23 protein-coding genes are annotated in these 23,703 nt (G+C 47.1%); 21 read left to right on the top strand and 2 right to left on the bottom strand.

Annotated features, from left to right (window positions below):
* The first annotated feature begins 132 nt into the window (after positions 1 to 132).
* From KGF65_RS06710 to KGF65_RS06695, 4 genes are read left to right on the top strand one after another with little or no spacing between them, the layout of a single operon-like run.
* The gene (locus tag KGF65_RS06710; protein ID WP_253954361.1) at positions 133 to 1,317 is read left to right on the top strand and encodes a betaine/proline/choline family ABC transporter ATP-binding protein; all 1,185 of its coding nucleotides are present in this window, start codon (positions 133 to 135) and stop codon (positions 1,315 to 1,317) included.
* A complete protein-coding gene (locus KGF65_RS06705) occupies positions 1,314 to 1,943 on the top strand; it encodes an ABC transporter permease (protein ID WP_050338774.1) in 630 nt (209 codons plus the stop codon). The genes KGF65_RS06710 and KGF65_RS06705 overlap by 4 nt, the downstream gene beginning before the upstream one ends.
* Positions 1,944 to 1,957: 14 nt before the next feature.
* Positions 1,958 to 2,893, top strand: a complete 936-nt coding sequence (locus tag KGF65_RS06700) for an osmoprotectant ABC transporter substrate-binding protein (RefSeq protein ID WP_216748052.1) — start codon at positions 1,958 to 1,960, stop codon at positions 2,891 to 2,893.
* Positions 2,893 to 3,546: an ABC transporter permease gene (locus KGF65_RS06695; RefSeq protein WP_003638609.1), complete on the top strand. Its 654-nt coding sequence runs from the start codon at positions 2,893 to 2,895 to the stop codon at positions 3,544 to 3,546. The genes KGF65_RS06700 and KGF65_RS06695 overlap by 1 nt, the downstream gene beginning before the upstream one ends.
* A gap of 165 nt (positions 3,547 to 3,711) precedes the next feature.
* Here the strand turns inward: KGF65_RS06695 and KGF65_RS06690 are convergent, their stop codons facing one another.
* A complete protein-coding gene (locus tag KGF65_RS06690) occupies positions 3,712 to 4,047 on the bottom strand; it encodes a hypothetical protein (RefSeq protein ID WP_082230244.1) in 336 nt (111 codons plus the stop codon).
* A 191-nt stretch (positions 4,048 to 4,238) separates the two neighbouring features.
* Here KGF65_RS06690 and gmk point away from each other — a divergent pair, with 191 nt between their 5' ends.
* The 11 genes from gmk (at position 4,239) to KGF65_RS06635 (ending at position 16,322) form a co-directional block, all read left to right on the top strand.
* Positions 4,239 to 4,859: a guanylate kinase gene (gene gmk, locus KGF65_RS06685; RefSeq protein WP_003638611.1), complete on the top strand. Its 621-nt coding sequence runs from the start codon at positions 4,239 to 4,241 to the stop codon at positions 4,857 to 4,859.
* Positions 4,856 to 5,068 carry a DNA-directed RNA polymerase subunit omega gene (gene rpoZ, locus KGF65_RS06680; RefSeq protein ID WP_003638612.1) on the top strand — a complete coding sequence of 71 codons (213 nt, stop codon included), beginning with the start codon at positions 4,856 to 4,858 and terminating at the stop codon, positions 5,066 to 5,068. Before gmk ends, rpoZ begins: the two co-directional genes overlap by 4 nt.
* A gap of 165 nt (positions 5,069 to 5,233) precedes the next feature.
* Complete coding sequence (coaBC, locus tag KGF65_RS06675) at positions 5,234 to 6,454, top strand: bifunctional phosphopantothenoylcysteine decarboxylase/phosphopantothenate--cysteine ligase CoaBC (RefSeq protein WP_216748051.1); 1,221 nt, start codon at positions 5,234 to 5,236, stop codon at positions 6,452 to 6,454.
* A gap of 30 nt (positions 6,455 to 6,484) precedes the next feature.
* Positions 6,485 to 8,902, top strand: coding sequence for a primosomal protein N' (priA, locus tag KGF65_RS06670; protein ID WP_216748050.1), 2,418 nt, complete (start codon positions 6,485 to 6,487; stop codon positions 8,900 to 8,902).
* Positions 8,903 to 8,925: 23 nt separating this feature from the next.
* Positions 8,926 to 9,879, top strand: a complete 954-nt coding sequence (gene fmt / locus KGF65_RS06665; RefSeq protein ID WP_105923912.1) for a methionyl-tRNA formyltransferase — start codon at positions 8,926 to 8,928, stop codon at positions 9,877 to 9,879.
* Positions 9,876 to 11,219 carry a 16S rRNA (cytosine(967)-C(5))-methyltransferase RsmB gene (rsmB, locus tag KGF65_RS06660; RefSeq protein ID WP_216748049.1) on the top strand — a complete coding sequence of 448 codons (1,344 nt, stop codon included), beginning with the start codon at positions 9,876 to 9,878 and terminating at the stop codon, positions 11,217 to 11,219. Before fmt ends, rsmB begins: the two co-directional genes overlap by 4 nt.
* A 17-nt stretch (positions 11,220 to 11,236) precedes the next feature.
* On the top strand, positions 11,237 to 11,983 hold the full coding sequence (locus KGF65_RS06655; RefSeq protein WP_003638617.1) for a Stp1/IreP family PP2C-type Ser/Thr phosphatase: 747 nt from the start codon (positions 11,237 to 11,239) through the stop codon (positions 11,981 to 11,983).
* Positions 11,980 to 14,013, top strand: coding sequence for a Stk1 family PASTA domain-containing Ser/Thr kinase (gene pknB / locus KGF65_RS06650; RefSeq protein ID WP_216748794.1), 2,034 nt, complete (start codon positions 11,980 to 11,982; stop codon positions 14,011 to 14,013). Before KGF65_RS06655 ends, pknB begins: the two co-directional genes overlap by 4 nt.
* Positions 14,014 to 14,097: 84 nt before the next feature.
* Positions 14,098 to 14,994 (top strand): ribosome small subunit-dependent GTPase A, encoded by an 897-nt coding sequence (gene rsgA / locus KGF65_RS06645; RefSeq protein ID WP_088769607.1) that lies wholly within the window; start codon positions 14,098 to 14,100, stop codon positions 14,992 to 14,994.
* Between the two features lie 18 nt (positions 14,995 to 15,012).
* Positions 15,013 to 15,666: a ribulose-phosphate 3-epimerase gene (gene rpe, locus KGF65_RS06640; protein ID WP_105923909.1), complete on the top strand. Its 654-nt coding sequence runs from the start codon at positions 15,013 to 15,015 to the stop codon at positions 15,664 to 15,666.
* Positions 15,666 to 16,322 carry a thiamine diphosphokinase gene (locus KGF65_RS06635; RefSeq protein WP_105923908.1) on the top strand — a complete coding sequence of 219 codons (657 nt, stop codon included), beginning with the start codon at positions 15,666 to 15,668 and terminating at the stop codon, positions 16,320 to 16,322. The genes rpe and KGF65_RS06635 overlap by 1 nt, the downstream gene beginning before the upstream one ends.
* A gap of 267 nt (positions 16,323 to 16,589) precedes the next feature.
* Here KGF65_RS06635 and rpmB read toward each other — a convergent pair whose 3' ends face one another.
* On the bottom strand, positions 16,590 to 16,775 hold the full coding sequence (rpmB, locus tag KGF65_RS06630; protein WP_003638622.1) for a 50S ribosomal protein L28: 186 nt from the start codon (positions 16,773 to 16,775) through the stop codon (positions 16,590 to 16,592).
* Between the two features lie 233 nt (positions 16,776 to 17,008).
* On the opposite strand from rpmB, the gene KGF65_RS06625 reads away from it, so the two are divergent.
* The 6 genes from KGF65_RS06625 (at position 17,009) to rnc (ending at position 23,692) form a co-directional block, all read left to right on the top strand.
* Positions 17,009 to 17,371 carry an Asp23/Gls24 family envelope stress response protein gene (locus tag KGF65_RS06625; protein ID WP_003638623.1) on the top strand — a complete coding sequence of 121 codons (363 nt, stop codon included), beginning with the start codon at positions 17,009 to 17,011 and terminating at the stop codon, positions 17,369 to 17,371.
* 36 nt (positions 17,372 to 17,407) lie between these two features.
* The gene (locus KGF65_RS06620; RefSeq protein ID WP_050338763.1) at positions 17,408 to 19,114 is read left to right on the top strand and encodes a DAK2 domain-containing protein; all 1,707 of its coding nucleotides are present in this window, start codon (positions 17,408 to 17,410) and stop codon (positions 19,112 to 19,114) included.
* Positions 19,115 to 19,362: 248 nt separating this feature from the next.
* Entirely contained in the window at positions 19,363 to 21,402 is a 2,040-nt protein-coding gene (recG, locus tag KGF65_RS06615; protein ID WP_216748795.1) for an ATP-dependent DNA helicase RecG, read from the top strand.
* A 40-nt stretch (positions 21,403 to 21,442) separates the two neighbouring features.
* The gene (gene plsX / locus KGF65_RS06610; RefSeq protein ID WP_083202660.1) at positions 21,443 to 22,489 is read left to right on the top strand and encodes a phosphate acyltransferase PlsX; all 1,047 of its coding nucleotides are present in this window, start codon (positions 21,443 to 21,445) and stop codon (positions 22,487 to 22,489) included.
* Between the two features lie 38 nt (positions 22,490 to 22,527).
* Complete coding sequence (gene acpP / locus KGF65_RS06605; protein ID WP_003638627.1) at positions 22,528 to 22,773, top strand: acyl carrier protein; 246 nt, start codon at positions 22,528 to 22,530, stop codon at positions 22,771 to 22,773.
* A 229-nt stretch (positions 22,774 to 23,002) separates the two neighbouring features.
* Positions 23,003 to 23,692 carry a ribonuclease III gene (gene rnc / locus KGF65_RS06600; protein ID WP_003638628.1) on the top strand — a complete coding sequence of 230 codons (690 nt, stop codon included), beginning with the start codon at positions 23,003 to 23,005 and terminating at the stop codon, positions 23,690 to 23,692.
* The last annotated feature ends 11 nt before the right edge of the window (positions 23,693 to 23,703 follow it).

Below are 23,703 nucleotides of genomic sequence, written 5' to 3'. Positions count from 1 at the left end.
TGATATAAATATTTTATATGTCTTGTTATTTGCATTTTACTTTCATTATAAGTTATGCTTGATTACAGTACAGTTTATTAGGAAACGAAATAAACTGAGTAAATGATTGGAGTGATGAGGTTGTTTCTGACAATGGAACATTTGAATAAAACGTATCCTGGTGGCAAGGTCGCCGTTGAAGATTTTAATTTAGAAATCGAAAAAGGTGAATTTGTTTGTTTCATCGGGACGTCTGGTTCAGGTAAAACGACCACTATGCGGATGATTAATCGGATGTTAAGTCAGACTTCCGGAACCATTAAACTTAATGGGAAAGATATTAGCCAGATTGATCCGGTTAAATTGCGCCGTCAAGTGGGTTATGTGATTCAAAACATTGGTTTGATGCCCCATATGACGATTCGTGACAACATTACGTTGGTGCCACGGCTATTAAAATGGCCCCAAGAAAAAATGAACGAACGTGCCAAAAAGATGATCAAGTTGGTTGAATTGCCTGAAGACTACTTAGACCGTTATCCATCAGAACTTTCTGGTGGTCAACAACAACGGATCGGGGTTGTCCGGGCGTTAGCTGCAGACCAAGATTTAGTCTTGATGGATGAACCGTTTGGGGCCTTGGACCCAATTACGCGGGAATCATTACAAGACTTAGTCAAGGACTTGCAGGAGCGTTTAGGTAAGACCTTCGTGTTTGTCACCCATGATATGGATGAAGCGCTGAAGTTAGCCACGCGCATTGTAATCATGGACGGCGGTAAAATTATGCAAATCGATACTCCGGATGGCATCTTGCGTCATCCAGCCAATGAATTCGTTGAAAACCTGATTGGTAAGGATCGGTTGATTCAAGCCCGGCCAAGTATTACGACAGTTGGTCAAGTGATGTTAAAAGATCCGATTGCCACGACCCCTGGGAAGTCCTTAACGGTCGCCTTACGCCAAATGCATGACAAGCGTGTCGACTCGCTATTGGTCACTGATGAGGCGGGTATTTTAAAGGGTGTGACTGGCATTGAAGATGTTGATTACAACTTTAATTCAGCCACGAGTGTCGGTGATATCATGAAGACTGACTTGTTCTACGTGCAATCCAATTCTTTGATTCGGGATACTGTTGAACGGATTTTGAAACGCGGTCTAAAGAATATCCCAGTTGTTGATGATCAGCATCGACTCGTCGGTATCGTGACGCGGGCAACCTTGGTTGATATCGTGTACGATGCACTTTGGGGCGATGAAGACGAAGATGAAGCTGAAAACAATATTCATCATGGGGAGGACGACGCGCCCGCTGAAGGCGGTGACCAAGCATGATTACTTTCCTACAGACTTATGGGATGCAACTCATTGTTAAAACGTGGCAGCATATCTACATTTCGGCGTTCTCACTGTTACTAGGGGTGATTGTTGCGGTGCCAATCGGTATTTTACTGACACGGGTCAAGCCAATCGCCAACGTCGTGATGTCAATTGCTAGTATGCTCCAGACGATTCCAGCGATGGCGTTGTTAGCACTGATGATTCCGTTCTTTGGGATTGGTGCGATTCCTGCCATCATTGCGTTGTTCATCTACTCACTGTTACCTATTCTACGGAATACGTATCTCGGGATGGAAGATGTTGATCCAGCCCTGATTGATGCCGCCAAAGGAATGGGGATGACCAATTGGCAGTCGATCGTAAAGGTCGAATTACCAATGGCAGCGCCGGTGATCATGGCCGGTATTCGCTTATCAGCAACCTATGTGATTGCTTGGGCAGCGCTAGCTTCCTATATTGGTGCCGGTGGTCTAGGTGACTTCATCTTTAACGGGTTGAACTTGTACCGTACCGATTTGATTTTGGGTGGTTCGATTCCCGTGATTATTTTGGCCCTCATCGTTGACTGGCTATTGGGTAAGCTGGAAGCAGTTGTCACCCCAAGAACCACACAAGCGTAAGGGGGAAAACTGAGATGAAAAAATTTAAAAAGTGGTTATTAGGTGCGGTCGCAACAGTTGCTAGTGGGATTTTACTAGCCGGCTGTGGTTTTCCTGGCTTATCCGGGACGTCTTCTGATACGATTCGAATCGCATCGCAAAATACGACGGAACAACAAATTATGGCCTATGTGATTCAAGACATGATTCAACACTATTCTAACTTGAATACGACCATTATTAACAACTTAGGGTCCGGGACGGTTAGTTTTAATGCCTTGAAGAATGGTCAGGCTGACATTTCTGCGATTCGCTATACTGGGACTGATTTGACGGCTATTCTAGGTGAAAAAGCGGATCGTAGCAACGTTAAAGCAACGGATGCCAAGGTTAAACGTCAATTCAATACCAAGTACGATATGCACTACTTCCCAACTTATGGGTTCGCGGATACGTATGCATTCATGGTCACCAAGCAAACGGCTAAGAAGTATAACTTGAGTACGGTCAGCGACATGAAAAAGGTGGCTTCCAAGTTAACGGTTGGACTTGACCAAACTTGGCTGGAACGTAAGGGTGACGGTTACGATGCCTTTCAAAAACTGTACGGTTACCAGTTTGGTAAGACCTATCCAATGCAAATTGGGCTGGTCTACGATGCACTGGAATCCGGTAAGATGGATGCCATCTTAGGGTATTCCACCGATGGACGGATCGGCAGTTATGATTTGAAGATTTTGAAGGACGACAAGAACTTCTTCCCACCATATAACGCTAGTGCAGTCGCCACGAATCAAATTTTAAAGGAACATCCTAAGTTGAAGCCGATTCTGAATCGTTTGAATGGTAAAATTAGCTTGAAGACGATGCAAAAGTTGAATTATCAAGTTGATAACAACTTAGTGGAACCTGAAGTGGTCGCTAAACAGTTCCTTGAAAAGCACAATTATTTTGAAGGGAGTGACAAATAATGGCTAATATGAACTTGCTGGAACAGTTGATTTATTACTACCAACAAAATGGTGTGTACGTCTTGAGTCAATTTAGTCGTCACTTCTTGATTTCAATTTATGGTGTGCTTTTTGCGGCCATCGTCGGCATTCCGATTGGAATTTTTATTGCCCATCATAGCCGGCTGAGTGGAACGGTAATTGCCATTGCGAACGTGATTCAAACGATTCCATCATTAGCAATGCTATCGATTATCATGATTGGACTTGGCTTAGGCGTTAATACAGTGATTGTGACGGTCTTCTTGTACGCCTTGCTGCCAATTATCAAAAATACGTATACCGGGATGCAAAATGTTAGTGCCAGCATTCTCGATTCTGGTAAAGGGATGGGGATGACTCGCTGGCAATTGCTACGGATGGTTGAATTACCACTTTCGCTATCCGTTATCATGGCTGGTTTGCGAAATGCGTTGGTCTTAGCTATCGGGATTACCGCGATTGGGACCTTCGTTGGTGCTGGTGGTTTAGGAGATATCATTATTCGTGGGACTAACGCCACGGATGGTGGGGCGATCATTCTCGCCGGTGCGTTACCAACGGCCTTAATGGCGATTATTTCGGACACGGTCTTAGCCTGGATTGAAAAACGGGCGGATCCAACACAAAAATAGATGTAATTAAAAAAGATTGATTTACAGGTACTCCGACTCACTCATTCAGGGAAGTTCGTGGAGCTGTAACATCAATCTTTTTGATTTGCATCGAAAACACCACGCGAATATGCAAGGTTGTATTAACGTGATTTCATCTTTCGATGCAAGGATTATTGATTTGAATTAAACGCGTTTGACATAACGCACGGCCGCTAGATTGACCAAATGCGTCAGATGCAATTGGTGGTTAACTAAGACGAGTTGACCACTCGCCAGATATTTGAGGACCCCATGAATGTTATAAGGGTGGGCCTCCGTTAACTGGGGCTGCATCTGTAGCATCACGTGGTACTGCTGGTCATGCGCCTGCTTTAAGAACAAATCCCGCTGGAAGGCCGGCATCGTTGGTAATAATGGTGCAACGATGGTCGGGGCAGCAGTAAAGTCATCCATAAATTGGCGATAGGAAGCGTGTAAGTTCTTAGAAATTAATTTTAAATTTGATTGTTGATTTTGCATAATAGCCACCTCGAACATTTGTTTGTGTTTTCATTATACGAACAGGCGTTCTAAAAAGCAAGCCCTAAATCGGGAAAAATTATTTTTAAAAAATGAAAAATCAGGTGAAACCTTGATAATACTTGCAATCTAAGCCTAAAAAGTGCAAAATAAACTTTAAAACATATTTTAATTAAGGGGAATTTGTGATCATGGCGAAACAAGGCATGTTAATCGTCTTATCAGGTCCTTCTGGTGTCGGTAAAGGTACTGTTCGGAAGGAAATATTTGACTCAGATGATAACGATTTTCAATATTCAGTCTCGATGACGACGCGGCAGATGCGTCCGGGCGAAGTAGACGGCAAGGACTACTATTTTGTGTCCAAAGAAGAATTCGAGGATGAAATTAAGAGTGGCGGGATGCTTGAATATGCCAAGTATGTTGACAATTACTATGGAACGCCCTTAAAATATATTAAGCAGTCATTAGCGGCTGGCAAAGACGTTTTCTTAGAAATTGAAGTTAACGGTGCGATGCAAGTTCGCGAAAAGATGCCTGATGGGGTGTTTATCTTTTTGACACCGCCGGACTTAATGGAATTGAAGCACCGAATCATCGGTCGTGGGACGGATGATATGAGTGTGATCAACAAACGGATGGCTAAAGCCGTTGATGAAATCAAAATGATGCGGAATTATGATTACGCCGTAATTAATGACGAAGTCCCGTTAGCCGCTGAACGAATCAAAGCAATTATTCGTAGTGAACGGTTTAGTGTCAAACGGGTGATGCCTGAGTATGAAGAAATGTTAGGAGATGTGGAATCATGATTTTATATCCATCAGTTGATGATTTATTAAAGCAAGTTAACTCACGGTATTCACTGATTATGTTAGCCAGCAAGCGGGCCCACGAATTAGATGCCGGTGCGCCACCAATGCTTAGTGAATACAAGTCAGTTAAGACGATCGGTCGGGCAATGGAAGAAATTGCCGCTGGTGACTTAATGATCGATCCAGATGAAATCGACGAAGACTAGTCATAAAACAAGGTGCTAAGCCAATTTGGGCTTGGTGCTTTTTTTATTTTGCACCCAAACGGACGTTCAGCTTCACGTGACCGTGGATTCTTGATACAATTGAAACATTAAAGTGACAAAATGACGTTGCAGGTTGCAGCGTTGATTTTTGAAGGACGTGAAAAAGTGAGTGTATGGACAAAGCGCCACGTGACCGTCGTGGTTAGTGGTGGGATTGCGAGTTACAAGGCACTAGTGTTGATTCGGAGTTTAATGAAACAGGGTGCGGTAGTGCGAGTGGCAATGACTGCCCACGCCGCCGAGTTTGTAACGCCACTAACTTTTCAGACGTTAACCCAGCAACCAGTCGTTCTGGATGAATTTACGACGACTGATCCGCAGCACGTCGTCCACGTTGCCTTAGCAGATTGGACGGAAGTGATGGTGCTCGTTCCAGCCACCGCTAATTTAATTGCCAAAGTCGCAAATGGGTTGGCGGATGATGCTGCCACAACCACGGTCTTGGCGACAACTGCGCCGAAGTTTTTGGTCCCAGCGATGAATTCTCACATGTATGCGAATCCAGCGACACAACGCAATTTGGAACAGCTTACCGCTGACGGACTGCATGTGCTGACACCAGCAACTGGGATGTTAGCGGAAGGCTACGCCGGTCAGGGGCGCTTACCTGAGCCTGAGGCAATTCTGGCGTGGCTGACGGACCAATTGATTCAGCTCACACCTGATTTACCGTTGGCGGGACGCCACGTCGTTGTGACGGCTGGTGGGACGCGTGAAGCGTTAGACCCCGTCCGGTTTATTACTAACCGTTCATCAGGCAAGATGGGTTATGCGGTGGCACAAGTTGCGCGTGAAATGGGTGCGACCGTCACCTTGATCAGTGCAACGACCCATCTCCCAGCACCCACGGGCGTGACCATCGTTCCGGTTGACTCGGCAGCATCGCTATTAACTGCTGTTCGTACCGCTTTTGATGACGCGGATATTTTAGTCATGGCTGCGGCTGTTTCGGATTATCGACCGACAGAGTTAGCGACACAGAAGATTAAGAAACCCTCTGATCATGGCGATTTGATGCTTCAATTAACGGAAACGTCTGATATTCTCAAAACGTTGGCAGCCGAAAAGAAGCATCAGTATGTGGTTGGTTTTGCCGCCGAAACGCAGGATTTGCTGGCAAACGCCAATCGTAAATTAACTCATAAAAAGTTGGACTTGTTAGTTGCTAATGACGTTTCGCAACCGGGCGTTGGCTTTAATGGTGATACCAACCAAGTGACGTTATTGCGGCCGCATCAGCAACCAGTGACTACGGAGTTAGCATCTAAGACGGCGATTGCCAAAATCATTTTAGAGACGGCAATTGCGGACGGTGCACTGAATTAGTCAAAGCATTTAAAAGAGAGGAAGAGTTGTGTGGCACAAATTGCCCAAGTTTTAGTCGATGTGCCCACTATGCAGACAAATCGACCGTATAGTTATCAGATTCCAGCTGCGTGGCAATCCCAGGTGCAACCTGGCATGCGCGTTGTCGTCCCATTTGGTCGTGGAAAACGGCGGGTTCAAGGCTTTGTGTTGGCTTGTGATGATGTCACTAATTTTGAGGGTGAACTTAAACCAATCGATGCGGTGGTCGATTTGGCACCGGTGTTGAACACAGAAGCTTTAGCGATGACCAAGTGGCTTGCCGAGAGTACCTTTTCATTTCAAATCACCTGTGCTCAAACCATGTTACCAGCCGTCATGCGGGCTAAATATGAGAAACAACTGCGAACAACAGCGACGACGCCTGACGAAATTCGCGAGACCTTGTTTGGTGGTCAATCAATGGTCCTGTTTGATACGGTCGCCACGACACCGGCCATCGTCAGTCAGCTCTTGCAACTGCAAGCAGCTGGTCAGGTCGATGTTTATTACCAAGTGAAAAATCAAGCGCGGCGTAAGACCCAAACGGCACTGAAAGCAAGATTGTCGATTCCAGAACTTGAAGCCGAAAAGGCCAATGTTCGGGCGGGCGCTAAGCAACAAATGGCCATCTTACAAGGCCTAATTACGCTAAATGGTGAAACGATGGTGCAAAAAGCCTTTTGTACGCGGTTTAAGGTCAATGAGAGTGCCATTCGGACCGCTGCGCAGAAGGGGTGGCTCGAAAAAATCGCGGTCGAAGTTTATCGCGATCCCTATGCCAGTCATGATATTAAGGCAACTAAGGCTTTGAAGTTGAACGATGAGCAGCAGGTTGCGGTCGATCAGATTACTGCAGCCGTTGATCAGGCTGCGACGACGACCTTCTTACTAGAAGGTGTGACGGGGAGCGGAAAGACCGAAGTCTACCTGCAATCGATGGCGGCCGCCCTGGCTCAGGGGAAGACCGCGTTGATGCTCGTGCCGGAAATCTCATTGACGCCACAGATGGTCAAACGCGTGAAGGGGCGGTTCGGGAAGGCCGTGGCCGTCCTTCACAGTGGCCTTTCCAGTGGTGAAAAATATGATGAGTGGCGTCGGATTCAACGCGGCGAGGCCCAAGTCGTGGTCGGCGCTCGTTCTGCGGTATTTGCACCGCTGAAAAATATCGGGTTGATCGTCATGGATGAGGAACACGAAAGTACTTATAAACAGGATGATGTACCGCGGTATCATGCACGCCAAGTGGCCTTATGGCGGAGTCAGTATCATCATTGCCCAGTCGTTCTCGGATCCGCAACCCCTTCATTAGAGACGCGTGCACGGGCTGAAAAAGGGGTTTACCAGCGATTGTTGCTAGCAGACCGGGTCAATCGACGGCCGTTGCCTAAAGTTTCCATCATTGATATGAAAAAGGAGATGCAGCAACATGCCGAGAGTAATTTTTCGGCCCCGTTACTCGTCGCACTGCAGGATCGGCTTGAACGTCATGAACAGAGTGTGTTGATGTTAAATCGACGCGGGTACTCCTCGTTTGTGCTCTGCCGTGATTGCGGATTTGTCTTGAAATGCCCTAATTGTGATATTTCACTGACGTTACACATGGATACCCACACCATGAAATGCCATTATTGTGGCCATGAAGAAGCGATTCCGCGGACGTGTCCCAACTGTCATAGCCGTCAGATTCGTTATTACGGGACGGGAACGGAAAAAGTCGAAGAAGAATTACAGGACTTGCTTCCAGACGCAACGATTATTCGAATGGACAATGACACGACGCGTAAGAAGGGCGCCCACGAGAAGTTACTAGCCAAGTTTGGCAGTGGTGAAGCGGATATCTTGATTGGGACCCAGATGATTGCCAAGGGCCTTGATTTTCCAAACGTCACACTGGTTGGCGTCTTGAATGCCGATACGGCCTTGGGACTGCCTGATTTTCGCGCGAGTGAACGGACCTTCCAACTGTTAACCCAAGTGAGTGGCCGGGCAGGTCGGGCGGAAAAGACCGGGCACGTCTATATTCAGACGTTTAACCCAGACCACTATGCGATTCGCTTTGCACAACATCATGACTATGAAGGCTTTTTCAAGTATGAAATGCAGATGCGGCATCGCGGTGGCTATCCACCGTACTACTTTACCGTCCAGATCACAGCGAGTGATTTGGAGGAAGCAGTCGCGGCCAAACGGATGTACCAATTATTACAGTGGCTACGGCCACGCTTGGCACCATCCACGATTTTATTAGGTCCGACGCCCAAACCGATTGCGCGGGTGAACCGGCGCTATTATTACCAAATTGTGATTAAATACAAACAGGAACCCAATCTCGCTAAAACGTTGACAACGCTGTTACATGAGACCCAAGCGCAGCAGCGTCAAGGCTTGCAGATTGGAATTGATGTAGAACCGCTGCATTTTATGTAACGATTCGAGGAGGAATAAGTGTAATGACATCGATCGTTTTTATGGGAACGCCCGCATTTGCGGCACCAATTCTCGAAAGTTTAATTAAAGCAGATTATCAAATTTTGGGTGTGGTCACCCAACCAGACCGACGCGTGGGTCGCAAACACGTTTTAACTGCCTCGCCAGTCAAAGAAGTGGCTGTTGCGCATGACATTCCGGTCTTTCAACCTGAAAAAATCGGCGGCAGTCCTGAAATGCAGCAAATTATTGACTTGCAGCCGGATTTAATTGTGACGGCCGCTTTTGGACAATTTTTACCAACGAAACTATTGAAAGCTGCCAAAATTGGCGCGGTCAATGTTCACGGCTCGTTATTACCGAAGTATCGGGGTGGTGCGCCCGTGCAATATGCCATCATTAACGGCGAAGCAGAGACGGGTATTACCATTATTTATATGGTTAAAAAAATGGACGCCGGTGACATGCTGGCCCAACGTGCGATTCCAATCGAAGCGAGTGATGATACTGGCACGATGTTTGATAAGCTGAGCCTAGTTGGCCGTGATCTGTTATTGGAAACTTTGCCAAAACTCATCGCAGGCGAGATTCAAGCCGTGCCACAGGATGAGGACCAGGTGACGTTTGCACCTAATATCCAACCAGAACAGGAGGTCTTGGATTTCTTTACCAAGACGGCTGCTGAAATCGATCACCAAGTTCGGGGGATGCGGCCTGCGCCGATCGCCTATGCCATGATGGATGGCAAACGGACGAAGTTTTGGGACGTGACGCCGTTAGACGAAGGGCCTGTGACCCAGGAACCTGGTCAGGTGGTACGAAAGACCAAGCATGAACTGGTTATTGCGGCGGCTGACCATACCGCACTGGCAATTAATCAGTTGCAACCTGCTGGCAAACCGAAGATGACGATCACAGACTTTTTAAATGGGGCAGCAGATAAATTTGCTACCGGAGAGCAGGTTATTCGTAAATGAGCACAGTTGACAACACCCCCCGCTGGTTAGCGGTAGCGGCATTAGCAAAAATCAAAAATGGGGCTTATTCAAATTTACAATTGAATCAATTGATCAATGAACACCGCATGGATCGGCGTGATATCAATTTATTGACCAACATGGTTTACGGCGTCATTCAACATCGGTTGACCTTAGAGTTTTGGTTAAAACCCTTTGTTCGCCATCCGCATCAAGTCGATCCGTGGGTACGCGAATTGTTATTGAGCGCCTTGTACCAATGGCAATACTTGGACAAAATTCCACAACGGGCCGTTTTCAATGAAACGATTGAAATTGCCAAAGTGAAGGGCCATCCTGGGATTCGGCGTTTTGTGACCGGTGTTTTGCATCAAATGGATCGGAGTGGCCTGCCTGCATTCGACACGATTGAAGACCCCGATGAGCGGTTGAGTGTCACTTATAGTATGCCAGTTTGGCTGATTCAAGAATTGCGGCAGCAGTTGGGCGCGACTAAGATGGAAGCGATTATTGCTTCGTTGAACCAACCGGCCAAGCAGTCGTTGCGGGTCAATACGGCCTTATCAACGGTTTCAGACGTGACGACCGCTTTAACCAACGATGGGTTAACAGTGGAACCAAGCAAGATTTCATCACTCGGGTTAGTGGTCACGGATGGACAGGCCATCAATACCGAAGCAATGCGTTACGGCATGTTCACGGTTCAAGATGAAAGTGCCCAACTGGTGGTACCAGCCTTGAATGTGCAGCCTGGTGACCAAGTCTTAGATGCCTGTGCTGCGCCTGGTGGGAAAACGACGCAGATTGCAGCTGAATTGGATGCGGATGCTGGTGGCGAAGTGGTCGCACTGGATATTCACGCCAATAAAGTGCGCCTGATTGGCCAAAATGCGGCACGGATGCACGTTGCTGACCGTGTGGCCGCAACTGAACTGGACGCTCGTAAGGTTCAAACCCAATTCGATGACGAAAGCTTTGACCGCATTTTAGTTGATGCACCATGTTCAGGGTTAGGATTAATGCGGCGTAAACCAGAAATTCGCTACGAAAAACAGTTACAAGACAGTCTGAACTTGCAAAAGATTCAGCTTGCGATTTTGGCGGCGGTCGCCCCAACCTTGAAAAAAGGTGGTATCATGACGTATAGTACGTGCACGATTTTGCAACAGGAAAATCAGGATGTGATTGCGAAATTCTTAGCTGACCATCCCGAATTTGAGTTGCAAACAACGCCAACCGAGCAAGATTTAAAAGCTGACCGGACGGATAAAACGTTATCGATTTATCCAGACGACTATTTATCTGACGGCTTTTTCATTGCTTGTTTACGAAAAAAATAATAGTGGAGTGGTAAACAATGGATTTTGCATACCGGTCGGATATTGGCCAAAAGCGTGATGAAAACGAGGACTATGTCGGCTTCTTCCAAAACAAAGCAGGGATCAACTTTGCAATCGTAGCGGATGGTATTGGCGGTCATCAAGGGGGCGACGTGGCTTCTGAGATGGCCGTGTCGCACATGGGTTTTCGGTTTGAAAATACGACGTTTCAAGAACCCAACGATGCTGTCAAATGGCTCGCCAGCGAGGTTCAGGACGAAAATCAACACATTATCGAAAAAGCGCGCGAGTTTTCGGACTTAAATGGGATGGGCACGACGATGGTTGCAGCACTCCTGTTTGATCAGAAATTCTTGATGGCTAATATCGGTGATAGTCGCGGGTACCTCTTTCGTGACGGCAAATTACACCAGCTCACGGAAGACCATTCGTTAGTCAACGAACTTGTCAAACGTGGTGAAATTTCCGCCGAACAAGCGCGCGAACATCCACAAAAGAATATTATTACGCGGACACTCGGAATTTCGCCAGACGCGGATATTGATACTAATCTGTACCAGATGCAGGCCGGCGATCAGTTATTGCTATGTTCAGATGGTTTAACTAATATGGTGACTGACGACCAACTCGCCACAGTGTTAGCAACGCAGCAAACTGCGACGCAGAAGTGTGAGACTTTGATTAAGTTAGCGAACGCAGCTGGCGGTAAGGATAATATTACTGCCCTGATTATGGCACTTGATGGTGAGGTGGCCAGTAAATGACACCCAACTATACCCTTAGCGGACGGTATCGTATCGTCCGGTCCTTAGGTGAAGGTGGGATGGCCAATGTTTACTTGGCACATGACTTAATATTAGACCGTGATGTTGCGGTCAAATTGCTCCGGCTAGACTTACGGGATGATCCGAAAACGATCAAACGATTTCAACGTGAAGCGCTAGCAACGACTGAATTAGTACATCCCCACATTGTGAGTTTGTACGATGTCGGTGAAGAGAATGGCATGCAGTACCTTGTAATGGAATACGTTAAAGGAATGGATCTCAAGAACTATATTAAAGAGAACTTTCCACTGCCATTGCAGCAAGTTATCGACATTATGGAGCAAATATTGAGTGCCGTGGCAACGGCTCACGCGCATAATATTATTCATCGGGACTTAAAACCACAAAATATCTTGATTGATGAGCAGGGAAATGCTAAAATTACGGACTTTGGGATTGCCGTCGCTTTGTCTGAACATACGATGACCCAAACCAATACGATTCTGGGGTCCGTACACTACTTGTCGCCGGAACAGGCGCGGGGTAGTATGGCAACTAAGCAGTCAGATGTTTATTCACTAGGAATTATTTTATACGAAATGTTGACCGGTTCGGTACCTTTCAAAGGGGAGACGGCGGTCTCAATCGCGCTCAAGCACTTTCAGAACGCGATGCCATCGGTCCGAGAATTTGATGCTGATATTCCGCAAGCGTTAGAAAACGTTGTGCTCCAAGCAACGACGAAGGATCCCCGTGAACGGTATGCCACGGTAGAAGATATGGCCGCCGACTTATTGACGGTTTTGTCGGCAGATCGGGCAGGAGAGAAACGCTTTGTGCCGCAAGACATTGGCAATGACGAGACGAAAATCATGCCGAGTGCGGATATTCAAGCAGCGATTGCCGCCAATCAGGATGGTAAGACGCAGGTCGTGGCACACAAAATCGCACAGCAGTCTAAATCAGCACCTCATGATACTGATGCTCACCAAGCCACTCACGATGACGATGATGATGCACCACTACCAACGCGGTCATGGTCTAAACGTCATCCGTTACGGCGCCGCATCATTTTCTGGGGTACCGTCGTTCTGCTATTGATTATTGCCGTGATTGTTGGCCTTGAACTGAGCCGACCACAGACGACTAAGGTGCCGAATGTGGCGGGCATGAGTCAAGCTGCTGCGACCAAGGTATTGAAAAAGCATAACTTGACTGTTGGTAAGGTACAACATGCCAAGAGTAATCAAGTTCGTAAAAATCAGGTCATTAAGTCGACACCAGCCAAAGCATCCAAGGTGCAGTCGCATTCGCGCATCAACCTGGTGGTCAGTAACGGCGCAAAGCCGATGAGTTTTGGTAATTATGTCAATGATAATTATCATGATGTCCGCCAAACGTTGACTTCGGCCGGTTTTAAGGTCAAGGAAACCTACAGTACGTCATCAGTCTCAGCTGGCCAAATCATCAGTCAAGATGTCGTTGCGGGTAGTCGGGTAATGCCGACAGATACGACCGTGACGTTTACGGTCAGCGCTGGTAGCCGGTATGTCGAATTGAAAGATTTAACGGGCGAGAGCCGCAGTGACATTTTGGACTATGCGCGGTCGAATGACTTGAATATCAATTTCAAACAAGGTTATTCGAGTGAGCAGAAATCAGGCTATTCATTTGATCAGGACCCGGATGGCGGCGGTAACGTCCGTACTGGGTCGACAGTGACGGTGACCATGTCACGCGGATCTGATGATCATACAACGCCACCGAAGAATTTTTATGTCAAAGTGACGATTCCGTACAAGGCGTTGTCCACGAGTAGTTCTGCGGCAAATGATGTGAAAATTTATCTTTATGATGACACTCACATGATTGAGACGGTCTATCGCGATATTGCCATCATGCGGTCGACTAAAATCAGTTTACCGTTTCAGCTGACCGGTGACACGAAGGGGCGTTACCGGATTGTCCGCAACGGGGTCACCATTATGGAAAAGAACAATATTACCAGTGAAAATGCAACAAAATAAGTCAAAGTCATGCGCAACGCATGACTTTTTTGGTACAATATAGAAAAGTGGACCGTACCAAATATAAAATAAGGTGGTGCTAATTTGAAAATTGGACAAATTCGGCAATCGCTAAGCGGGTTTTATGACGTGTATGCGGATGGCCAAATGTATCGGACCCGGGCGCGGGGCAATTTCCGGAAACGTAAGATTACACCCCTCGTGGGTGACGTGGTGGAGTTTGATGCCCCAACGCCTCAGGAAGGTTACGTGTTAAAAATTCGTGAGCGGCAAACCCAATTGGTGCGGCCGCCGGTAGCGAATGTTGATTTAGGTATCGTGGTGACGGCCACGACGGAACAGGAATTCTCAACCAATTTGCTTGATCGGCAGTTGGTAGCGCTGGCCGTCGCTGGCATTGAACCGTTATTGTATTTCGCAAAAACGGATTTGTTGACGGATACCGTCTATCAAGACCGACTAACGTTAGCGGAAGCCTATCGCAAAATTGGCTATCAAGTGATTTGCGAACGCACGGCGTTCTCAGAATCGGCGTTAGCAGCGGTTAAGGCGGCGTTGACGGACCATGTCGCGGTCGTGATGGGCCAGACGGGTGCCGGTAAGTCGACCTTACTGAATCACTTACAGCCGGGCTTAGATTTAGCGACCGGTGAAATTTCTCAGGCACTCAACCGTGGGAAACACACGACGCGTAAAGTTAGTTTGATTCCGATTGCAGGTGGCCTAGTTGCTGATACGCCAGGATTTTCATCGTATGAAGTCTTTGATATTGCGGCCAACGAATTGACGCATTACTTCCCAGAGTTTGTCCGCCTGAGTGCGGATTGTAAATATCGGGGCTGTGTGCACATCAACGAGCCCCAATGTGCCGTCAAACAAGCATTGGATGCCGGTGAGATTTTAGCCAGTCGTTATGAGAATTATTTGCAGTTTTACGAAACTATCAAAAATAAAAAAGTTGTTTATAACAAGAAAAAATAAAAAAAGTGAGTGAGATTAATGATTAAAGTTGCCCCTTCAATTTTGAGTGCAGATTTTGCAAACCTACAACGTGATGTTAAGATGGCCGAGAACGCTGGTGCGGATGCCTTGCATATCGACGTTATGGATGGCCAATTCGTGCCGAACTTATCTTTTGGCATGGGGACGGTTGCGGACTTACGGCCCGTCACGTCATTGATGTTAGATTGTCATTTGATGATTATGGAACCGGAACGGTTTGTCGGTCAGTTTGCCAAAGCCGGTGCGGACTTGATTGGCGTGCATGTTGAAAGTACGCGCCACATTTACCATGCCTTACAATTGATCAAGGATGCGGGCGTCAAAGCCGAAGTGGTTGTCAATCCTGGCACACCACTTAATATGATTACTGACTTACTGCCATTAGTTGACCAAGTTTTGATTATGACCGTCAACCCTGGTTTTGGTGGCCAACATTTTCTGGACCGGATGGTTGCTAAGATTGCGGCACTTAACGAAATCAAGCAACAACAGGGCTATCAATTCGATATCGAAGTCGATGGTGGCATCAATGATCATACAGTCAAAGCTTGCTATGAGGCGGGTGCAACGGTCGCTGTGGCCGGTTCATACGTTTACAATAGCACGGATCCGGCGCAACGGATCCAAGATTTGAAGGTGGCGACCAATTAATGGCGACCATCATTAATTTATTAGTGGGTGGGCCGACTGCCAATTATCCGGTCGATTTGACGGCGATTCCTGGGGACTGGGTTGGCGCGGACCGGGGCGCACTACGACTGGTCAAACGTGGCATTCAGCCAGTGATGGTCGTTGGTGATTTTGATTCGATCGATGAAGCCGAATTACAGACGGTCAAGCAGGCACTGGCAGGGACGATTATCGTCAAACCCGACCAGGATCACACCGATACCCAGTTAGCAGTTAAGTCGATCTTTGAACAGTTAAACCCGACCGCCGTGCACATTTATGGGGCTACGGGTGGCCGTTTAGACCATCTTTTAGCCAATTTGTGGCTGGTTTTAGACCCCGTCTTTCGGCAGTGGGCACCCCAAATCAAATTGATTGATAAGCAGAATAGCGTGCAATTCTTTTTGCCGGGTGAGTATGAGATCCAAAAGGAAGCGGATAAAAAATATCTGGCGTTCGTGCCGATGATGCCGATGCACCTGACGTTGTCGGATGAAAAATACCAGCTGAAAGCGGCCAATAATGACTACCCAATCTCATGGGCCAGCAACGAGTTTAGTGGTGATACTGGCCATTTCAGCTTTGATGCGGGTGTTTTAGCGGTGATTCAAAGTAAAGATGACCAGGTGAGCGATTAGGCACTGCTTGGAAGTCTTGAGCTGGGCTATCCTGACGTTTTCTTAATTGAATTGATCAAGCCTTTCAGAAAACTTAAGTAGTGTTACTGAAAAAATAATCAAATTAGCATGAAAAAAGGACCGAGTTGACCGTTGTACAACAACGACTAACCTGGTCCTTTTTGAGAAACTGAAATTATAAACTTTATAAAAAAATGATCGTGAAAACCTGATTTTAGGTAACAAAAAACGCCAGTCACAAAAAAATTGTGGTGGCGATTTGCTGCGCTAAACGCGCGTAACTTTACCTGATTTCAAAGTCCGAGCTGAAACCCAAACCTTCTTTGGTTTACCATCAACTAAAATGCGAACTTTTTGCAAGTTAGCTTTCCAGCTGCGGCGGCTGTGGTTTAAAGCGTGGGAACGCGTGTTACCAAAGTGCGTCCGCTTGCCTGTAACGTAGTCTTTTGCCATGTTGATCTGCCTCCTTCGGTAATCATTGATAAAAGGTCGTCTTATCATTCACTAGAATAATTTATCATAGATTAATGAAGGTTGCAATACATTTCTATCAAGTAATTTTACTTTACTGCTAAATTCCCAGTTTCCGGGCTTCCGATAAGCAGTCGCTTAATTTTTCTTTCAAGAGTGGTTGTGCTATGATAAACTATCGTAAATGAACGCGTTAAAACAAGGAGGCTATTTTCATGGCTGTCAAAATCAAAACCCAATTTGGAACCATTGATATTGATAATGATGTTATCGCGACGGTCGTTGGGGGCGCTGCAACGGATAACTACGGTGTTGTCGGTATGGCAAGTCGCAACCAGATCCGTGATAACGTTAATGAAATTTTACGCCGCGAAAACTATGCGCGCGGTGTGGTTGTTCGCCAAGAGGATAATGGGGTGGCAATCGATGTCAACATTATCGTCAGTTATGGGACCAAAATTTCAGAAGTCTCACGCAATGTCCAAGCCAAGGTCAAATATAACTTACAAAACATGCTTGGCGTTACGGCCAATTCGGTCAACGTCATTGTCCAAGGTGTCCGGGTAATGAACGACTAAATTGAAGTTGGTGGAAGCCAAGGAGGAATTTTGAAATTGAAAATCACCACGATTACTAATCTTGAATTTGGCAAAATGGTGCAAGCGGCGTCACAAAAGCTGAGCCAACGTGCTGAATTTATTAATTCTTTGAACGTCTTTCCGGTACCAGATGGTGATACCGGGACTAATATGAGCTTATCAATGGCCAGCGGTGCCAAGTATGAACGTGAAGAAACTAGCACCAAAGTCGGCGATTTAGCGTCAGCGTTAGCCAAGGGACTCTTAATGGGTGCTCGCGGCAACTCTGGGGTTATTTTATCGCAAATTTTTCGCGGCTTTTCAAAGGCGGTTGCTGATAAAGACGTCTTAACGGCGACAGATTTGTCGGATGCACTCGCTGCAGGGGCTCAGACCGCCTATAAGGCTGTTATGAAGCCCACTGAAGGAACGATCCTAACAGTAATTCGCAAAGCCGCTGGTGCTGGTAAAGAGGCCGTTAAAACGACCGATGATATTTGTGAAGTGATGGATGCTGTGGTTACTGCTGCGGAGGCGGCATTAAAATCAACGCCAGACCTTTTGCCTGTCTTAAAACAGGTCGGTGTCGTTGATTCTGGTGGTCAAGGGTTGACCTTTGTCCTAGAAGCCTTCAGTGACTCGCTGAGTGGTAAGGTCGATGAATCGCAAGACTACGTACCAGACGATGCTGAAATGGACTCAATGATCGACGCTGCTCATCATCAGAGTGTCCAGGGCCAATTAGATCCGAACGACATCAAGTACGGTTACTGTACTGAAATCATGGTTCGAATTGGTGATGGTAAGTTAGTTGATCATAAGTTTGACTACGATACCTTTTACAATTACTTAGCCCAACTCGGTGACTCATTATTAGTCATTAACGACGATGAAATCGTTAAGGTCCACGTCCACACGGAACATCCTGGTGATGTTATGACTTGGGGCCAACGTTTTGGTGCCCTCATCAAGGTTAAAGTGGACAACATGCGGCTTCAACAAGAAACTATCATGGAACACGATAAAGAAAGTGAAGCCCAAGCAACTGCAGAACCAGCCATGCCATCGCAACCACAAGTTGACATGCACGGTTACGCCATTATTTCAGTTTCATCCGGTGACGGGATTGGCAAGCTGTTCAAGGGCCTCGGGGTCACTGACATTATCGCTGGTGGTCAGACGATGAACCCAAGTACGGCGGATATCGTCAAGGCTGTCAATGACAGTGGTGCCAAGCAGGCATTAGTTTTGCCAAACAATAAAAATATTTTCTTAGCTGCTGAACAGGCAGCAGAAGTTGCTGACGTCCCGGTTAAGATCATCCACAGTCAGACCATTTCACAAGGGATGACCGCGATGTTGGCCTTCAATGCGGAAGCCAGTCTTGATGATAACCAAGCGGCGATGGAAGAGACTTTGAGCACGGTAGTCAGCGGTCAAGTGACTCATGCGGTGCGTGACACGACCATCGATGGTTTGGCAATCAAGAAAGATGATTACATGGGCTTAGTTGATGGCAAAATCGTCATTACGAACCCTGACCGCGATACGGCGGCATTAGACATGGTTAAAGCCATGTTGGATGAGGATAGCGAACTTGTCACGATCATTTATGGCCAGGATGCGACTAAGGCGGATGCTGATAAATTGGCGGCCAAAGTCCAAGACTTGGATGATGAATTAGAAATTGAAATTCATGAGGGTGATCAGCCAGTTTATCCATTCCTCGTATCAGTTGAATAACAAGATTTCGCAAAAATAGGGCTTGGCAGCGATGCTGGGGCCTGTTTTTGTTCAGTCAGCCGTTGCGGTGAGCGTAAAACTGAATTTTTGGTATAATAATGATGATTGACTGTTATTCGAGGTACGCGCTTGGTCGTGTCTATGTGTAAGCCGCAGTTCGCGGCAGTCACGTAAATATGACTAATGTATGTAGCGGTCTCTGCAATGACAGTAGATTTTGAGTTTGATAGAAAGGCAGGTGGTCAAGCGTGGCCCAACAATTGAGTGATGCAGTCGCGACGTTAAGCGGTGTCGGTCCGACCCGTCAAAAGGCCTTGGCAGCCCTCGGCATTAATACGATTGCGGACTTGTTGACTTATTATCCGTTTCGCTATGAAGATCTCCAAGTCAAAGACGTCAATGAAATTGCAGATCAGGAGAAAGTCACACTCAAAGGCACGGTGGCTTCTGAACCGGTCTTGGCGCGGTTTGGTCGCAAAAAGAACCGTTTGAATTTTCGCCTGCTGATTGACCACGATGTGTACATGGTCACCTTTTTTAATCAACCTTATCTGATGAAACAGATTGAAACGGGGCAAGACTTAGCGGTTTATGGCAAGTGGGATGCGACGCGCAGTAGTTTGACTGGGATGAAAATTATCAATCCCAATAATGCGGATTCGGCGTTTGGCTCAATTTATCCTGCTAGTAAGTCAGTGAAGCAGGGCACCATTCAAAAATTAATCAAACAGGCGTATGACAGCTATGCGCCGGTCATTACGGATATCGTACCGGAGCCATTGCGTGCAAAATATCGCTTGTTACCCCGGCGGCAGATGATTCATGACATGCATTTTCCAGCCAGCCAAGCGGATTCGACTGCGGCCCGGCGTTCAGCGACCTACGAAGAATTTTTGCTGTTTCAAATGCAGATGCAGGCGTTGAAACAGTCTGACGCGACGACGGATGGCATTGCAATTGCCTATGACAATTCACGACTAAAAGCGTTCATTAAGACACTACCGTTTGAATTGACGCGTGCCCAAAAACGAGTCGTCAACGAAATTTGTTTAGACCTAAAATCGCCGAAACATATGAACCGGCTGTTACAAGGTGACGTTGGTTCCGGGAAGACGATCGTGGCGGCCATCGTCATGTACGCGGCAATTACGGCGGGATATCAAGCAGCACTGATGGCACCGACCGAAATCTTGGCAGAACAACATGCCAATAATTTAGCAAAAGTTTTCGCCGACACGGACGTTAACGTCGCTTTGTTGACGGGTGCAACCAAACCGGCTGCCAGAAAGACACTCTTGGCAGCACTGGCAGCTGGCGAGATCAACCTGTTGATTGGAACGCATGCGCTGATTCAAGATGGCGTCGAGTATGCCAATCTTGGACTGGTCATTACTGATGAGCAACATCGGTTTGGGGTCAATCAACGGGCGGCCTTTCGTCAAAAAGGTGGTCAGCCAGATACGCTTGCGATGACGGCGACCCCAATTCCGCGGACCCTGGCGATCACTGCGTACGGCGAAATGGACGTTTCCGAAATCGACGAGCTACCTGCTGGCCGGCAACCGATTCAAACGACGTGGGTTCGCAGCAACCAGGCCAATTCCGCGTTGAGTTTCGTTCACCAGCAAATTGACAATGGCTCGCAAGCTTACGTGGTCACCCCACTGATTGAAGAATCGGAAACGTTAGACGTGAAGAACGCCGAAGCTTTATCCGCAAACTTGCAAGAGTATTTTGGCTCGCAGGTCAAGGTCGGATTGTTACACGGTCGCATGAAACCGGAAGAAAAAGAAGCGGTGATGGCGGCGTTTAAAGCTAACGAGATTCAATTGCTCGTTTCGACGACAGTCATTGAAGTTGGGGTGGATGTCAAAAATGCGACGATCATGATGATTTATGATGCCGACCGGTTTGGTTTGGCCCAGCTTCACCAATTGCGTGGTCGGGTCGGACGAGGAACCAAGGCGTCTTACTGTATTTTAGTAGCGGACCCGAAAAATCAGCAGGGAATCGAACGGATGGAAATCATGACCAAGACGACTAATGGTTTTGTGCTTGCGCAAAAGGACTTGGAACTGCGGGGCGCCGGTGACGTCTTGGGGGTCAAACAATCCGGGATGCCAGCCTTCAAAGTCGGCGACCCGATTGCGGATTTGACCGTCTTACAGGTGGCACAGCAGGATGCCCACGCCATCGTTCAGCGACCAAACTGGCAGGATGAACCTGAGAACCATGCGCTAGCGACGTATTTGAGCGCCAAGCTAGCAGCAGTAGGAACACTCGATTAACAAACAAATCGCGTACCGTGATGAGAGGAATGGTGACACAATGATTAAAATTGCGATTGATGCTATGGGTGGCGATTACGCGCCTAACGCAGTGATTGAAGGGGTTGAACAGGCTCGGGACTTATTTGAGGACACGGTCTTTTTACTCTATGGGCAACGAGATGTGATCAACGCCCAACTGAAAAACCGGGACCGGATTCAGATTATCAACGCTGATGAAGTGATTACGATGGAAGATGAACCAGTTCGAGCGGTTCGCCGTAAAAAGCACTCGTCAATCGTGATGGCGGCCCAAGCAGTCAAAGATGGGCAAGCGGACGCCTTCTTCTCCGCCGGTAATTCGGGAGCGGTGCTCGCGGCTGGCTTATTTATCGTCGGACGAATCAAAGGGATTGACCGGCCGGGACTCGTGACCGTTTTGCCGGTCGTCCGTAACGCCAATCAGTCTAACTTTGTCATGATGGATATCGGTGCCAATGCGGACAGTAAGCCTTTGAACCTTCAACAATACGGTGTCTTAGGGACGTACTACGCTGAGCGGATGATGCAGGCCAAACATCCTCGGGTCGCGCTGTTAAACAATGGGACTGAGGACGACAAGGGGAATAAAGTACACAAGGCGGCCTTTGAACTGCTTTCGCAAACGGAAGGGGTCAACTTTATCGGTAACGTTGAATCCCGCGATTTATTGAACGGGGTGGCGGATGTTGTCGTCACTGACGGGTTCACGGGTAACGCGGTATTGAAAAGTATCGAAGGGACCGCGCGCTCAATGCTGGGCCTCGTGAAGGATGCGGTCTACAATACCGGGATTAGTGGTAAACTGGGTGGCTTACTCCTCAAGAACGGGTTCAACGAGATTCGCTCACAAATGGACTACTCGCAATATGGTGGTGCCGTGCTACTGGGCTTGAAAGCGCCAGTTGTCAAGACGCATGGTTCTAGTAAAGCGCCGACGATCGTTAATACGATCCGGCAAATTCGGCAGATGGTCAGCACCGATATCGTACCGGGTGTCGCGGAATATTTTGCAAATCAACAGGCTAATCAGCAAGCAAGTGTAGACAATCCTGCTGAAAACGATTAGAATACTTTAGTGAATTCAAGTTAGTGAGGGATTTTTACATGACGAAAGAAGAAATTTTCGATAAAATTGCGGATATCATTGCTGATCGGTTCGAAGTTGATAAGGCAACGATTACCAACAGCATGAACTTGCAAACCGATTTGGATGCTGATTCCATTGATTTTGTCGAGTTTGTACTCGAATTAGAAGATACCTTTGGTAGTGAGATTTCAGATGAAGATGCTGAAAAGCTATCAACGGTCGGTGAAGTGGTCGATTACGTGGCTGCTCATCAAGCTAAATAAGACGATCCGCCTTAAAAACAGGTATGCGATGTGCAGCGTACCTGTTTTTAATTGGCCTGAATCACGTCTCACCTAGGCGCTAACGTTGTTATTAACCCCTAAATCATAGTATAATGTTATGATACGCAATGGCTTGACCGGTGTGTCTCCATGGACAAGCGTATTTTTGATGCCCCCAGCACAACTGGGATTGACAGGCATTCAAACAAAATCTGAAAGGAAGTTTCAAATGATAACTGAATTAGCTGCGATGCTCAAAGAACGCTTTGGCATCGTCTTCAATGATCCTGCGTTACTAGCGGAGGCCTTTACTCAGGCGTCATACGTCAACGAGCATCAGGATCAGCAATTAAAATATTACGAACGGGTCGAATTTTTGGGGGATGCCGTCTTGGAATTAGTGGTATCCGAATATTTATACAAACGTTATAAAGACATGCCCCAAGGCAAGTTGACTCGTTTACGGGCAGCAATGGTCTGCGAAGAAAGTTTCGCCAGCTTTGCTCGTGAATGTGACTTTCCACAATATATTCGTCTAGGTAAGGGTGAACAAAAGGCCCGCGCATGGGAACGTGATTCACTGTTATGTGATATTTTTGAATCCTTTGTCGGTGCGCTCTACCTAGACCAAGGTCGCGAACCCGTCTTGAAGTTCGTTCACCAAGTGATTTTTCCAAAGCTGGATGAAGGACGTTTTGACGGCGTGTTCGATTATAAGACCACGTTACAGGAATACCTCCAACGTGACGGTGATGTGGCCATCGAATATCAGCTGATTGAACAGGAAGGCCCAGCTAACGAACGTTCTTATGAGGTTGCCGTCGTTGCCGATGGTCAAAAAATCGGTGAAGGTCGCGGCCATTCCAAGAAGGAAGCTGAGCAGAGTGCTGCCCGGCAAGCCTATTCACAGTTACAATAATAAATCAACGA

It is taken from the genome of Lactiplantibacillus sp. 30.2.29 (assembly GCF_018991255.1).
Lineage (GTDB): Bacteria > Bacillota > Bacilli > Lactobacillales > Lactobacillaceae > Lactiplantibacillus > Lactiplantibacillus pentosus.
The sequence above is the reverse complement of the archived record's forward strand: the minus strand, read 5'-3'. Positions and strand labels throughout refer to the sequence as shown.